We start from the raw sequence: 14469 nt of genomic DNA, 5'->3' as shown, positions 1-14469 counted from the left end.
ACCATGGAAAAAATCTACAATTACATTAACGGCGAAGTCAGCTCACCCGCAGCCGATGACTGGCTCGACGTTTTTGAGCCGGCAACCGGTAACACCTATGCACAGGCGCCCGACTCCGGTGACACCGACCTCGACGCCGCGCTCGCTGCTGCGCAGGCGGCATTTCCGGACTGGTCGGCGACACCGGGCGCACAACGCGGTCTGCTGCTGAACAAGCTGGCCGATCTGGTCGAGCAGCGGGCCGATGAGTTCGCTGAAGCCGAATCGATCGATACCGGCAAGCCACTGCACATGGCGTCCACGGTTGATATACCCAGAGTCTCGGCCAACCTCAGGTTTTATGCCGGTGCTGCTGAGCACTTCGCCACCGAAGCACACCCGATGGAACAGGGTGCGATCAACTACACCCTGCGGGCACCGCTTGGCGTGATTGGCTGCATCTCGCCGTGGAACCTGCCGCTGTACCTGCTGTCGTGGAAAATCGCTCCGGCCCTGGCCGCCGGTAACACGGTGGTGGCCAAACCGTCGGAACTGACGCCAATGACGGCTTACCTGTTCAGTCGCCTGCTCAATCTGGCTGATTTTCCGCCCGGCGTGCTGAACATCGTGCACGGTTACGGTGCCGGGATCGGCCAGCTGCTGGTTGAAGCACCGCAAATCGCCGCCATCTCATTCACCGGCGGCACCCGCACCGGTGAACAGATCCAGCGCACTACGGCCGGCAGCTTCAAGAAACTGTCGCTGGAGATGGGTGGCAAGAACCCGACGCTGGTATTCGCTGACTGCGACTGGGACCAGACCATGGCCGGCGCGCTGCGGGCGGCGTTTACCAACCAGGGTGAAGTGTGCCTGTGCGGTTCACGCATCCTGGTGGAACGCAGCATCTACGATCGCTTCCGTGACGAATTTGTACAGCGCGCTGCGCGACTGAAAGTCGGCGACCCAAACGACCCGGCCACCGAACAGGGCGCGCTGATTTCACAGGCCCATATGGAAAAGGTCCTCGGCTGTATCGAGCAGGCGCGCCGGGAGGGTGGCGAGATACTCTGTGGCGGCGAACCGGTTGCGGTTCCCGGACGCTGCGCCGACGGCTGGTTTGTCGCGCCGACCGTGGTCGATGGGCTCGGCCCTGCCTGCGCCACCAACCAGGAGGAGATCTTTGGCCCGGTAACGACGCTGCAGGCATTCGACAGCGAGGACGAAGCCGTGGCGCTGGCCAACCAGACCAGCTACGGGCTTGCTGCGTCTATCTGGAGCAGCGACGTAGGTCGCTGCCTGCGGCTGGCGCGACACATCGAGGCCGGGCTGATCTGGGTCAATACCTGGATGGTGCGCGACCTGCGCACGCCGATGGGCGGCATGAAACAATCCGGCATGGGTCGCGAAGGCGGCTTCGAATCGATGCGCTTTTTTACTGAGCCGAAAAACGTCTGTATCCAGTATGGCTAGACGGGTCATTCATGCCGCTGACGCACCGCCGCCGGTCGGCGCATATCCGCATGCTCGCCGGGTCGGTGACCTGCTGTACCTGTCGGGCATCGGCCCGCGCTCGGTCGATGGCGAAGGCATACCCGGCGTGACGCTGGACGATGACGGCCGTGTCGTCGATTACGATATTGAAGCCCAGTGTCATTCGGTTTTTGCCAACATACGCAGCGTGCTCAAAGCAGCCGGCTCGGATTGGCAAAACCTCGTGGACGTAACGGTGTTCCTGACCGATATCGAGCGCGATTTCGACACCTACAACCGCATCTACGCCGAGTATTTCAAAGACAACCAGCCATGCCGTACGACAGTCGAGATCAGCCGGCTGCCGACGCCAATTGCGATTGAGCTGAAATGCGTGGCAACTATCAACCAGGCACCGGGAGCAGGCATGAAAGCTGTAAAGGCACCGTTCAACCTGATGCAGTGGATCGACGAACATCGCAACCTGCTGCGACCGCCGGTTTGCAACCAGCAGGTGTACGAGGATGCAGAATTTATCGTCATGGTTGTCGGTGGACCAAACTCGCGTAAGGACTATCACTACGACGAGGGCGAGGAATTTTTCTACCAGCTCGAAGGCGAAATGCTGCTTAAAACCATGCAGGATGGCAAAGCCGTCGACATCCCGATCAGGGAGGGCGAGATCTTCCTGCTTCCGCCACGTATCCCGCACTCGCCACAGCGCTTCGCCGATACTGCCGGTCTGGTCATTGAAAGGCAGCGGCGCCCCGGAGAAAAGGACGGCTTCATGTGGTACTGCGAAAACTGCAACGAGCTGCTCTACGAGGAATACCTGCAGCTGGAAAACATCGTCACCCAGCTACCGCCGCTGTTCGAACGATTTTTCTCGAATCGCGAACATCGCACCTGCCAACGCTGCGGTGACGTGATGGAGCGTCCCGAGTCCTGATCATGGCGCTATCCGGGCTGTTGCGCATCGATATCCATACCCATGTCCTGCCGGAAAACTGGCCGGACCTGAAGGAGCGCTATGGCTATGGCGGGTTCGTGGCGCTGGAACACAAGGGCCCCGGCTGCGCCCACATGCTCAGCGACGGCAAGTTTTTCCGTGAAGTAAAGCAAAACACATGGGATCCGGCCGAACGCCTGCGCGAATGCGACGAAACCGGTGTTCACGTACAGGTGCTGTCCACAGTGCCAATTATGTTTTCCTACTGGGCGCGCCCGGAAGACACGCTGGACCTGTCGAAGTTGCTGAATGACCACATCGCCGGGCTGGTGAGCGAGCAGCCAAAACGCTTTGTCGGACTGGGCACGGTACCGATGCAGGATGCCGACCTGGCAATTCGCGAGATGGAACGCTGCGTCAACGAACTCGGCCTGGCAGGCATAGAAATCGGCACGCATGTTAATGGCTACAACCTCGACGATCCTTCGCTGTTTCCGTTTTTTGCCGCGGCCGCCGAACTCGGCGCGGCCATTTTTGTCCACCCGTGGGAAATGCTTGGCCGCGACCGCATGAGCCGCTACTGGCTGCCATGGCTCGTCGGGATGCCGGCCGAGACCGCGCTGTCGATCTGCTCGATGATTTTTGGCGGCGTTTTCGAACGGCTGCCGAACCTGCGTATCGCCTTCGCCCATGGCGGCGGCAGCTTTCCGGCCTCGCTCGGCCGTATCGAGCACGGCTACAACGTGCGACCCGACCTGGTGGCGGTGAACAACACCACCAACCCGCGCGAATACCTGGGACGTTTTGTCGTCGATTCGCTGGTGCACGACCCGAATGTGCTCGATTACATGATCAAGCTGATGGGCGCCGAAAACATTGCGCTGGGCAGCGATTACCCGTTTCCGCTGGGCGAGCACCGCCCCGGCGCGATGATTGATGCGATGGCGCTGAGCAAGGACGTGCGCGCCCGGCTGCTGCACGGCACCGCGCTGCGCTGGCTGAATCTCGACCAGGAGCGCTTCCTTTGAGCAAGATAGTGCTACACCACAACGGCCAGGACTTTGCGGCATCCGGCACGCCGGCAGACATATCAATACCGTTGCGGTTCGACGGGCCGCAGCCAGGATTTTTTGGCGCCGAATCTGCCAGCGCCCGGCCGATGCATGCCGGCGACTTCATCGGCGACACGCGCCTGGGCGGCAGCTGTAACGCTGACCATGTCGATTTCATCCCGCACTGTAATGGCACCCATACCGAGTGCGTCGGTCATCTGACGACCGAGCGCGTTGCGGTAAACACGCTGGCTACCGCACCGCTCTACGTCGCAGCAGTAGTCACTGTAGAGCCAGTGCAAAATCCGGGCGAAACGGCGACTTTGCATGCTCACAAGCCGGACCGGCTGATCACGCGAGCCGCGCTGGAACCGCTGCTCGGTGATGCGCCCGATGCGCTGGTGATACGCACGCTGCCCAATGACAGTGACAAGCGCGAACGAGAATGGCGCTCCGGGAGCACGCCCTATTTCAGCATTGATGCTATGGACCTTCTGGTCGAGCGAGGCGTGCAGCATCTGCTGGTCGACACTCCGTCGGTCGACCGGCTCGACGATGATCGGCTGGCTGCCCACCGCGCCTTCTGGGGCCTGCCACCCGGCAGCCGCTCGATCGAGAACGCGTCCCGGCCCCAGGCAACCATTACTGAACTGGTTTTTGTGCCGGATGAAGTCGTCGACGGCCTGTATTTGCTCGACCTGCAGATTGCGCCATTCGTCAGCGATGCTGCACCAAGCCGCCCTCTGCTGCACCGGGTGAGCCGTGACTGATTACCGCGACCACATTGCCTGGGCGCAGGCACAGGACCGTCACGATGCACTTGCTGCGTACCGTGAGCAGTTTCATTTCCCGCTCGACACCCAGGGCACAAAGACCATCTACCTCGCGGGCAACTCGCTCGGCTTGCAGCCGGTACGCGCCGGCCTGTACGTGGTCGAGGAACTGGAAGACTGGGCAAAGTTTGGCGTTGAAGGCCATTTTCACGGCCGCCGACCGTGGATGCCCTATCACGAACAGCTCACCGGCCTGAGCGGACGGCTGGTCGGTGCCGGCGAGACGGAAGTGGTGTGCATGAACACGCTGACGGTCAACCTGCACCTGCTGATGGTCAGCTTTTATCGCCCGGCCGGCACTCGTACCAGGATCCTGATTGAGAAACCCGCTTTTCCCTCTGATCGTTATGCCGTCGTGTCGCAGCTGCGCTTTCATGGGCTGGATCCTGCCGAACACCTGATCGAGATCGCGCCGCGTGCCAATGAGCATCACCTGCGTGACGAAGATATTGCCGACACCATCGAACAGCACGGCAGGGAGATTGCGCTGATCCTGCTGCCTGGCGTGCAGTATTACTCCGGCCAGGTTCTGGACATGGCAGCGATTACAAAACTCGCCCGGCAGCAGGGCTGCAAGGTCGGTTTCGATCTGGCCCATGCTGCCGGCAACATCGAACTGGCGCTGCACGACTGGAACGTCGATTTTGCCGCCTGGTGCACCTACAAATATCTCAATGCCGGTCCCGGCGCCATTGCCGGCGCCTACGTACACGAACGCTATGCCAGCGACAAGTCGCTGCCGCGCTTCGCCGGCTGGTGGGGCCACGACAAGTCCAGCCGCTTCCGCATGGGCCCGGATTTCAATCCCATACCCGGCGCCGAGGGCTGGCAGATCAGCAACCCGCCGATCCTTTCGATGGCTCCGGTGCTTGCCTCGCTGGAGATTTTTGACCAGGTTGGCATGCAGGCTTTATTAAATAAATCAAACGCTTTGACCGGTTACCTCGCATGGCTTATAGCGCAAAAGCTTGACCGGCATATCGAGGTCATCACGCCGGAACATGCACGCGGCTGCCAGCTGTCGCTGCGACTGCGCCAGCCTGAACTTGGCAAGGATACGCAGGAAAAACTGGTTGAGCGTGGCGTACTGTGCGACTGGCGCGAGCCGGACGTCATCCGCGTCGCCCCGGTACCTCTGTACAACCGCTACACCGACGTCTATCACTTTGTTCAAATCCTCGAGGAACTGTTGACGGCATGAGCCGCGAACGCGTCACTATCCTCGGTGCAGGTCTGGCGGGCTCACTCCTGGCAGTCTACCTGGCACGCCGCGGCTACGAAGTTGACGTTTACGAGGCGCGCCCGGACATGCGCAGCACAGAAATCCCGGCCGGACGCTCGATCAACCTGGCGCTGGCCAACCGTGGCATCCGCGCGCTGCGCGAAGTCGGGCTGTACAAAGCTGTCAGGGAACTGGTCATCACCATGCGCGGGCGCATGCTGCACGCCGTGGACGGGCAGCAGGCATTGCAGCCCTATGGCAAGACAGACGACGAAGTAATCTATTCGATCTCGCGCGGCGGGCTGAATGAGCTGCTGCTCAATACCGCAGAACACCAGTACGGGGTGAACTTCCATTTTGGCCATCGCGTCATGGCGGCTGATCTTTGCAGCGGCAGTGTGCGTATGAAGGAAAGCGACAGCGGCCGCCAGTACGTGCTGGAACGCACACCCGTGATTGCGGCCGACGGCGCCGGCTCCATCGTGCGCCGGCAGATGTCAAAACTGCCCGGCTACAGCTCGCGCGAGGATTATCTCGAACACGCCTACAAGGAACTGGAAATACCGGCAGCGGAGTCCGGCGGGCATCGCATCGACGCCAACGCGCTGCATATCTGGCCGCGCGGTGACTACATGCTGATCGCGCTGCCCAACCTCGACGGCAGTTTCACGGTAACCCTGTTTCTGGCACGGGAGGGGGAGCCCGGCTTTTCCTCACTGACCGATGCCGATGCGGTCGAGGCCTTTTTCCGCGAACAGTTCCCGGACGCACTGGAGCTGATGCCCGAGCTTGCCACTGACTTTTTCGCTAACCCGACCGGGGCCATGGGCACAATTTACTGCCAGCCGTGGCGCGTCGGCGGCCGCTTCCTCCTGCTGGGCGACGCGGCACATGGCATCGTGCCGTTCCACGGCCAGGGCATGAACTGCGCCTTCGAGGACTGCTTCGAACTCGACCAGTGCCTGGAGACGATGGGCGCGCCAGGCCCGCGCGGCTGGGAGCGGGTGTTTGCCGAGTTCGAGGAACGCCGCAAGCCCAATGCCGACGCCATTGCAGCTATGGCGCTGGAGAACTACATAGAGATGCGCGACACCGTCCGCGACCCCCGTTTTCACCTGAAAAAACAGCTCGCCTGGGAACTGGAGCGGCGTTTCCCCGAGGCCTTCGTCCCGCGCTATTCCCTGGTGATGTTCCACCATGTCCCCTATGCCGAGGCCAGGCGCCGTGGCGTAATCCAGCAGGGCATCCTTGACGAACTGATCGGCGACGCCGCCAGCCTCGACCATATCGACTACAACCAGGCCGGTGAGCTGATTGACGCCCGGCTGTAGAGACGCCCGGGGGATCCATGCGATTGCAATTCCTGACAAAAATGCATTGAATTCCGGCCGCCAATGAGGCATTATCCTCGCGCGACTTACGTTATGGATGCCTCCCTGCTACCGCCCGGTTCCGGGCACGTTTCAAAGACTACCCTTCTGAGTTGTTCGTTACGCGCCCGATTAGCGCGCGATTTTGATATGGAGGCCAGAATGGCTATTGGAACAGTTAAATTTTTCAACCCCACCAAGGGTTTTGGGTTCATCGCGCCGGAAGACGGCAGCAAAGACGTATTTGTACACGTCAGCGCCGTTCAACGCGCAGGCATGGATACGCTGAACGAAGGCCAGCGGGTCAGCTACGAAGTTGTCACCGAGCGCGGCAAACTCGCCGCCGACAAGCTCGAAGCAGCCTGAGCCGGCCAGGCGCCAAACCCTGGTGCTTGAAGAAAGCGGCCTCCGGGCCGCTTTTTTTATTGCTGAAAGCCAAGGCCCCGTCGCCGCAACAGCGCCGGCAACTAAACCGTTTCAGAAACCCCGTCATTTCGTCCGTCAGACGTGACCTGCCACAGTGACCACAGGGCCCAGAGAAAGACTGGCAGCAACACGACCCAGTAAGGCGCCTCTGCGATCTGCCAGCCGGGCACGCCACGCGCATCGACGGCAGCGGCAAGTACAACGATCGGCCAGTATGCGGTGATGCCCAGCGCGGCGCCGATGACCGGTAAACACCATCCGCTGCCGCGCCAATAGCCATACAGACCGGCGAGCAGCAGCGGGATGTAAATCACCAGATCGGCAAATGCGAATCCGTACCAGAACGCGGCGCCCACCCGGGTTATCTGCTGCGCCGATTCCTGCGTGCCCATGCGCACCCCCAGTTCGTAGTCAAACGCGGGGATCGCCTGCGCATACACCAGGTACATCAGCAGGACAGCTCCGGGGACAAGCACCAGCCAGTCAGCCAGGCTTCGATTCATCATGATCTCCTGTGCTCGGTTGCCACGGTTGCGGTCCGGCGCTGCCAGCGGGAAAAGAAAAACGGGATACCACCGTGAAACTGCGTCGCGCTGCGTTCGACCATGCGCCATGCTGACCGGTCGATATCCGGGAAATGAGTGTCACCTTCGATGGATTGCCCTACATAGGTGATATGCATGCGATCGGCGCGCGACAACGCGGCGGCGTAGAGCTGCGCGCCACCGATGATCATGATCTCCGACGCCTCGCCGCAGGCAGCAATCGCTGCATCGAGCGAATTTACAGCGGTGACGCCGGCAGCGTCCCAGTCCGGGTTGCGGGTGACCACAATGTTCTGGCGTCCGGGCAGGGGCTTAGCGATCGACTCGTAGGTTTTGCGACCCATCACGATGGGCTTGCCCATTGTGGTTGTCTTGAAGTGACCAAGGTCTGCCGGAAGGTGCCAGGGCAGTCCACCGTCGCGGCCAATGACCCGCTCGTGGGTCATGGCAACAATAATGGAAAGCGTCTTGTTGTCGGCGCAGGCCAATCAGACCGCCACGGCCGCCCTGATAGCCGGATGCGACTGGTAACCCTCGATGACAAAGTCCTCGTAGCGGTATTCGTAAATACTCGCCGGCTTACGCTCGATCACCAGCCGCGGGGGCGGCAAAGGATTGCGTGCCAGCTGCTCGTTGGCCTGCTCAATGTGATTGCTGTACAGGTGACAGTCGCCACCGGTCCAGATGAACTCGCCCGGCTCGAGTTCGCACTGCTGCGCCAGCATGCAGGTCAGCAATGAATACGACGCGATATTGAATGGCACTCCGAGAAAAATATCGGCACTACGCTGGTAGAGCTGACACGAAAGCCGTCCGTCAGCAACATAGAACTGGAACAGTGCGTGACATGGCGACAAAGCCATGCGATCCAGGTCAGCCACGTTCCACGCGCTGACAATGATCCGACGCGAGTCAGGCTGGGTGCGCAGCTGGGAGACTACGCGCTCGATCTGGTCGATGTGCTCACCGTTGCGTGCCGGCCACGAACGCCACTGCGCGCCATAGACGGGGCCGAGGTCGCCGTTTTCGTCGGCCCATTCATCCCAGATGCTCACGCCATTACGCTTGAGGTAGTCGATATTGGTCTCGCCACGCAGGAACCACAGCAGCTCGTGAACAATCGAGCGCAGATGCAGTTTTTTTGTGGTAACCAGTGGAAAACCATCGTGCAGGTCAAAGCGCATCTGGTGACCAAACACTGCCAGCGTTCCGGTGCCGGTGCGGTCAGTTTTTTCAGTGCCGTTTTCCAGCACGTGTTGCATCAGGTCCAGATACTGTTTCATGTGGTCTTGCTTTCAGCTTGCAGCGGTGCAGCGCCGCGACGGTATGCAATAACGATCAGCGCAAGCCCGAGCAGGACCATCGGCGCTGTGAGCAACTGACCGGTGGTCAGCCAGCCAAATGCCAGGTAGCCGCCCTCGCCCATGTGGCTGTCCGGCAGCCGGATGAATTCGACAATAAAACGGAATATCCCATATAAAAACAGGAACATACCGGACACCGCCATGGTGGGCCGCCGCTTTGAGGAATACGCCCATAATATAAGGAACAGCACCAGGCCCTCGAGACCGGCCTCGTAAAGCTGCGACGGATGGCGCGCCTGGCCATCGGCAAAAGCTGCTGCAACGTCCTCGCGCGCGGTGCCATCGTAGTAGAAGGCCCACGGCACATCCGTAGTCTTGCCCCACAGTTCGCCGTTGATGAAGTTACCCATCCGGCCAAAAAACAATCCCGGGGGAATAGCTGGAACGAGAAAATCGGTGATCTCGAAAAAGCCACGCTGGTGTTTACGCGCGTACCACCACATCGCCACCATCACGCCGATCAACCCGCCATGGAAAGACATGCCGCCTTCCCACACTTTCAAAATGCTCAGCGGATTCTCTTTGAGCTGATCGAAGCCGTACACAAACATGTAGAACAGTCGCGCGCCGACAAACAGCCCGATCATGCCGAAAAACACCAGGTCTTCCGGTGCCTCTTTGCTCCAGCCTGAATTTTCCCTGTTGGCCCGGTAACGCAGCAACATGAATGCCGTGATGAAACCGAACACGTACATCAGACCGTACCAGTGCACCTGCAGCGGGCCCAGTGAGACGGCTACTTTGTCAATGTCGGGGTAACGGATCACGATAGCGCGCAGTGTATCACCGCTGCCGGGTAATCCGACACAGCAGCGCCTTGAGATATCTCGTTTCGGGTATTGCCGGATGCACCGGGTGATCCGGCCCCTGGCCACCGGCTTCAATTAACTGCGCGTGACGATCCAGGTGACGCGCACTGTGCTGCACCAGGCGCAACAATTCATCTTCGGCCATGTGCGCAGAACACGAACACACCAGCACGTAACCCTCACGACCGATCAGCTGCATACCAGCCTGAATAATCCGGCGATATGCTTCGCGTCCGGCGTCAATATCTTTTTTGCGCTTTATGTAGGCTGGCGGGTCAAGAATTACTACGTCGAATTTGCATCTCTCCCGGCGCAGGCCGGCCAGCACGTCGACGGCATCGCCCTTCAGCGTGTCGATTCGCACGCGATTCGTGCGCGCGTTTTTCTTTGCGTACTCCAGCGCCGTTGCCGAGGAATCGACACACGTCACGCTCGCTGCTCCATGCTTCATGCAGTGCACGCCAAACGCTCCGACGTAGGAGAACACGTCCAGCACATCGGCATCGCGCACATAAGGCCGCAGCCGTTCACGATTCAGTCGCTGGTCGTAATAGAAACCGGTTTTCTGCCCGCCCGCCAGCGGCACCTCGAATCGCGCCCTGCCCTCGCGAATCTCTACCGTTTCCGGTACCTCGCCCCAGGCCGGCTCGACGTAGCGCTCCAGCCCCTCCAGCTCACGCACAGGAGAATCATTTTTCCACAACACACCGGCTGGCCGCAGCACCTTGCGCAGCGCTTCCAGTACGTCATCCTTCATTCGTTCCATACCCGCTGTGGTCAGCTGCGCTACCAGTACATCGCCATGCCGGTCGACCACCAGACCCGGCAGCAGGTCGCCCTCGCCAAACGCCAGCCGGTAACAGGGATGATCGAAGATACGTTCGCGCAGCGACAGTGCAATTTTCAGCCGGTGAATAAGCAACGATTTGCCGGGCACTATTTTCTGGTCGCGGCTCAAAATCCGCGCGGCAATCAGCGAGTGCGGATTGACGTAGCCGCTGGCGATAAAACGTCCGTCGGCCGCGCGGATGGCAACAGCATCACCTGGCTCGAACAATCGCAGCGGTGTGCTGTCTGTGTCGATCTCGTTGCTGAATACCCACAGATGGCCGGCGCGCAGGCGCCGGCCTTCGCGTCGCTTCAATCGTAGTGGCCGCAGCCGGTCCTGGTGCTGGTCGCTCATTGCAAAATCCAAATGTATAGTGCTGATTATGCCCGCAAACCCCAACAACCGCCTCGCTGGCGAAACCAGCCCATACCTGCAGCAGCATGCCGATAATCCGGTCGACTGGCACCCCTGGGACGATACTGCTTTTGCAACCGCCCGCGCTGCGGGAAAACCGGTGCTGCTTTCCATCGGTTATTCCGCCTGTCACTGGTGTCATGTGATGGCGCACGAGTCGTTTGAGAACGACGAAATCGCAGCGGTGATGAACGAGTTATTCGTCAACGTGAAGGTAGATCGTGAAGAGCGGCCCGATCTCGACCAACTGTACCAGACGGCACACCAGCTGCTGGCGCAACGGCCCGGAGGCTGGCCGCTGACAGTATTTATCGATCCAGATGACAAACTGCCGTTTTTTGCCGGCACCTACTTTCCGCCGCAGCCGCGCCAGGGCATGCCCGGTTTTCCGGAGCTGCTGCGCAAGGCGGCCGGGTTTTACCGCGATCACAGCATTGAAATCGGCCAGCAGAAGTCGTCCATGGCCGATGCGTTCAAACAGATTGACAACACTGATGCCACGACCGGTCAGCTCGATGACACACCGCTGACTGCTGCGCGACGTGAGCTGGAGCAGGCCTTCGACCCGCACAACGGCGGATTCGGCGACGCACCGAAGTTCCCGCAACCGACAAGCATCGAACGGCTGCTGCAACACTGGTCCACAACCCGCGATGATGACCAGCCCGACGTGCGCGCGCTGCACATGGCCGTGTTTACGCTGGAACAAATGGCGCGTGGTGGCATTTACGACCAGCTCGGTGGCGGCTTTTATCGTTACTCGGTCGATGCAAAGTGGCGCATACCACACTTTGAAAAAATGCTCTACGACAACGGCTTGCTGCTGGCGCTATGTGCGCGGGCCTGGCAGGCCACCGGCCAGCCGCTGTTTCAACGCACGGCGCGCGAAACGGCCGACTGGGTACTACGCGACATGCGGTCGGACAACGGCGGCTTTTATGCCACGCTCGATGCCGATTCCGAGGGCGAGGAAGGCCGGTATTACGTCTGGCAGGGCGATGAGGCCAGGCAGATTGTCGGCAACGATGACTGGCCCGACGTGGCAGCGCATTTCGGCCTCGATGACGAACCGAATTTTGAGGGACAGCATCACTTGTGGCAGGCGCAAGCCGTCGAAGAAGCAGACCGCGAAGGCATTGACCGCGCCCGCGCCGCGCTGCTTGCCGCGCGCGAGCAACGCGTTCGCCCGGACCGCGACGAAAAGATCCTTACCGGCTGTAACGCTCTGATGATCCGCGGGCTGGCCATCGCTGCACGCAGCCTCGATGAGCCGGCATATGCTGATGCCGCCACCAGCGCGGTTGATTTCATTCGTCGTGAATTGTGGCGCGATGGTCGTCTGCTTGCCTCATGGAAGGACGAAACAGCGAACCTGCCCGCTTATCTTGATGATCACGCTTTCCTGATCGACGCGCTGCTGGAGCTGCTGCAATACCGCTGGCGCAGCGAAGATCTGAATTTCGCACTGGCGCTGGCCGAGCTATTGCTGACACATTTTGAAGACGGCGAGCGCGGCGGCTTCTTTTTCACCGCCGATGATCATGAGGCGCTGTTCCATCGCGCCCGCCCGCTGAACGATCAGGCAACACCCGCAGGAAACGGCGTCGCCGCGCGCGGCTTGCTGCGCCTGGGCTACCTGGTCGGCGAAACAAGATACCTGGAAGCGGCCGAACGCACGCTGCGCGCCGGCTGGGACCTGATGCGCCACCATCCGCAGGCGCATGCCAGCCTGGTCAATGCGCTGGCAGGTTTCCTGCAGCCACCCGAGATCCTGGTGCTGCGCGGCAGCGCGGAAAAACTGGATCACTGGCAGCAGCAACTCCGCTCCGACTATCGCCCCGACCGTTTGTGCTATGCAATACCGGCCGACGCAAAAAACCTGCCTGACGGACTGGCGCTACGCGAGCCACGTGGCGAAATTTTCGCCTATCTGTGCCGCGGCCATACCTGCACGGCCGGCGCCGGGCTGGACGAATTACTGCGCAACCAAAACCGTTAGGGTAAACTTTCGCCCCGAACTACGGGCACAACGTCTGTTCTGTGCCTGCACTCATCCAAAAGGGGAATGATGATGATGGCGCTGATCGATTTTCTGTTCCGTTGGGGACACGTCCTGTTCGGCATCACCTGGATTGGCTTGCTGTACTACTTCAATTTCGTACAGGGCTCGTACTTCGCCGAGGCTGATGCCGGCGCCAAGGCCGATGCCACCAAGAAGCTGGTGCCACGTGCATTGTGGTGGTTCCGCTGGGGTGCCATGTTCACCTTCCTGACCGGTGTCTACCTGCTGTGGACGCTCGGCAAGGGTGCCAACCAATACATCCTGCTCGGCGCACTGATGGGCATATTCATGTTCCTCAACGTATGGCTGATCATCTGGCCGGCACAGAAAATTGTCATTGGCATAAACGAAGGCGATGCCGGCAAAGCCGGGCCGAAAGCGCTGCTCGCCTCCCGCACTAATACGTTGTTTTCGGGCCCGATGCTGTTCGGCATGCTCGGCTCCAAACATGGCGCCTTCAGCATGGCCGGCTTCCAGGCACCGAGTTTCTCAGACCTGGGCTTTATGCTCGCCCTCATCGTGATACTGGTACTTGAAGCCAACGCGATCGTCGGCAAAGTCGGACCGATGAAATCAGTCGTCGGCGTGATCCACAGCAGCCTGGCGCTGACCGCGGTCATTTTTGCGATCGTACATTTCCTGTAAGCAACAATCGCAAATCAGTAATCGTCGAACCGGCTCCGGCCGGTTCGACTTCTTCTACCCTGCCAACCCATCATCAGCCGCGACGCTGGTTGCCACACAGCACCATCTTAATACCGCGGCGAACAGCCTCTCAGGTCGGTAACAGTGCGGCGGGAGAGAATACAGTGTTTCCTGTCAGCGACTGCGAGCCCGGGAGCCGGAACTGGCAAGGAATACTGTCTTGCAGGACTGCGGCTAACCATCGTTCCTGGCAGTCGCGGCTGGAAGCCGCTCCCACAGGAACCTGTCGCAAGTCGGCGCGGCTGGAAGCCGCTCCCACAGGAACCTGTCGCAGGTCGTCGCGGCTGGAAGCCGCTCCCACAGGAACCTGTCGCAAGTCGGCGCGGCTGGAAGCCGCTCCCACAGGAACCTGTCGCAGGTCGGCGCGGCTGGAAGCCGCTCCCACAGGAACCTGTCGCAGGTCGGCGCGGCTGGAAGCCGCTCCCACAGGAACCTGTCGC

General features: G+C 60.5%; 14 protein-coding genes and 1 pseudogene. 10 read left to right on the top strand and 5 right to left on the bottom strand.

What is annotated here, in order from left to right:
• Positions 1-3: 3 nt before the first annotated feature.
• From HKN06_05395 to HKN06_05360, 8 genes and pseudogenes are all read left to right on the top strand, one after another.
• On the top strand, positions 4-1449 hold the full coding sequence (locus HKN06_05395; GenBank protein ID NNF60748.1) for an aldehyde dehydrogenase: 1446 nt from the start codon (positions 4-6) through the stop codon (positions 1447-1449).
• Positions 1442-1855, top strand: a pseudogene (locus tag HKN06_05390) (RidA family protein). The gene HKN06_05395 and the pseudogene HKN06_05390 overlap by 8 nt, the downstream one beginning before the upstream one ends.
• A 21-nt stretch (positions 1856-1876) precedes the next feature.
• Positions 1877-2398 (top strand): 3-hydroxyanthranilate 3,4-dioxygenase, encoded by a 522-nt coding sequence (locus HKN06_05385; protein ID NNF60747.1) that lies wholly within the window; start codon positions 1877-1879, stop codon positions 2396-2398.
• 20 nt (positions 2399-2418) lie between these two features.
• Entirely contained in the window at positions 2419-3426 is a 1008-nt protein-coding gene (locus HKN06_05380) for an amidohydrolase (GenBank protein NNF60746.1), read from the top strand.
• Positions 3423-4220, top strand: coding sequence for a cyclase family protein (locus tag HKN06_05375; protein ID NNF60745.1), 798 nt, complete (start codon positions 3423-3425; stop codon positions 4218-4220). Before HKN06_05380 ends, HKN06_05375 begins: the two co-directional genes overlap by 4 nt.
• Entirely contained in the window at positions 4213-5484 is a 1272-nt protein-coding gene (gene kynU, locus HKN06_05370) for a kynureninase (protein NNF60744.1), read from the top strand. Before HKN06_05375 ends, kynU begins: the two co-directional genes overlap by 8 nt.
• Positions 5481-6836, top strand: coding sequence for an FAD-dependent monooxygenase (locus HKN06_05365; protein ID NNF60743.1), 1356 nt, complete (start codon positions 5481-5483; stop codon positions 6834-6836). The genes kynU and HKN06_05365 overlap by 4 nt, the downstream gene beginning before the upstream one ends.
• Before the next feature lie 201 nt (positions 6837-7037).
• On the top strand, positions 7038-7241 hold the full coding sequence (locus tag HKN06_05360; protein NNF60742.1) for a cold-shock protein: 204 nt from the start codon (positions 7038-7040) through the stop codon (positions 7239-7241).
• 101 nt (positions 7242-7342) lie between these two features.
• Here the strand turns inward: HKN06_05360 and HKN06_05355 are convergent, their stop codons facing one another.
• Genes HKN06_05355 through HKN06_05335 form a run of 5 tightly spaced genes read right to left on the bottom strand, consistent with a single transcriptional unit; the run spans position 7343 to position 11202 of the window.
• A complete protein-coding gene (locus tag HKN06_05355; protein NNF60741.1) occupies positions 7343-7807 on the bottom strand; it encodes a hypothetical protein in 465 nt (154 codons plus the stop codon).
• Positions 7804-8292: a dihydrofolate reductase gene (locus HKN06_05350; GenBank protein ID NNF60740.1), complete on the bottom strand. Its 489-nt coding sequence runs from the start codon at positions 8290-8292 to the stop codon at positions 7804-7806. Before HKN06_05350 ends, HKN06_05355 begins: the two co-directional genes overlap by 4 nt.
• 42 nt (positions 8293-8334) lie before the next feature.
• Positions 8335-9129: a thymidylate synthase gene (gene thyA / locus HKN06_05345; protein NNF60739.1), complete on the bottom strand. Its 795-nt coding sequence runs from the start codon at positions 9127-9129 to the stop codon at positions 8335-8337.
• Positions 9126-9977, bottom strand: a complete 852-nt coding sequence (locus HKN06_05340; protein NNF60738.1) for a prolipoprotein diacylglyceryl transferase — start codon at positions 9975-9977, stop codon at positions 9126-9128. Before HKN06_05340 ends, thyA begins: the two co-directional genes overlap by 4 nt.
• Before the next feature lie 16 nt (positions 9978-9993).
• Positions 9994-11202, bottom strand: a complete 1209-nt coding sequence (locus HKN06_05335) for a class I SAM-dependent rRNA methyltransferase (GenBank protein NNF60737.1) — start codon at positions 11200-11202, stop codon at positions 9994-9996.
• Between the two features lie 28 nt (positions 11203-11230).
• Here HKN06_05335 and HKN06_05330 point away from each other — a divergent pair, with 28 nt between their 5' ends.
• Together HKN06_05330 and HKN06_05325 are read left to right on the top strand one after the other, a co-directional pair.
• The gene (locus HKN06_05330) at positions 11231-13261 is read left to right on the top strand and encodes a thioredoxin domain-containing protein (GenBank protein NNF60736.1); all 2031 of its coding nucleotides are present in this window, start codon (positions 11231-11233) and stop codon (positions 13259-13261) included.
• Between the two features lie 75 nt (positions 13262-13336).
• The gene (locus tag HKN06_05325) at positions 13337-13969 is read left to right on the top strand and encodes an antitermination protein NusG (GenBank protein NNF60735.1); all 633 of its coding nucleotides are present in this window, start codon (positions 13337-13339) and stop codon (positions 13967-13969) included.
• The last annotated feature ends 500 nt before the right edge of the window (positions 13970-14469 follow it).

It is taken from the genome of Gammaproteobacteria bacterium, assembly GCA_013003425.1.
In the GTDB taxonomy this organism is placed as follows: domain Bacteria; phylum Pseudomonadota; class Gammaproteobacteria; order Steroidobacterales; family JABDKV01; genus JABDJB01.
This window is presented reverse-complemented; position numbering and strand designations above follow the sequence as displayed.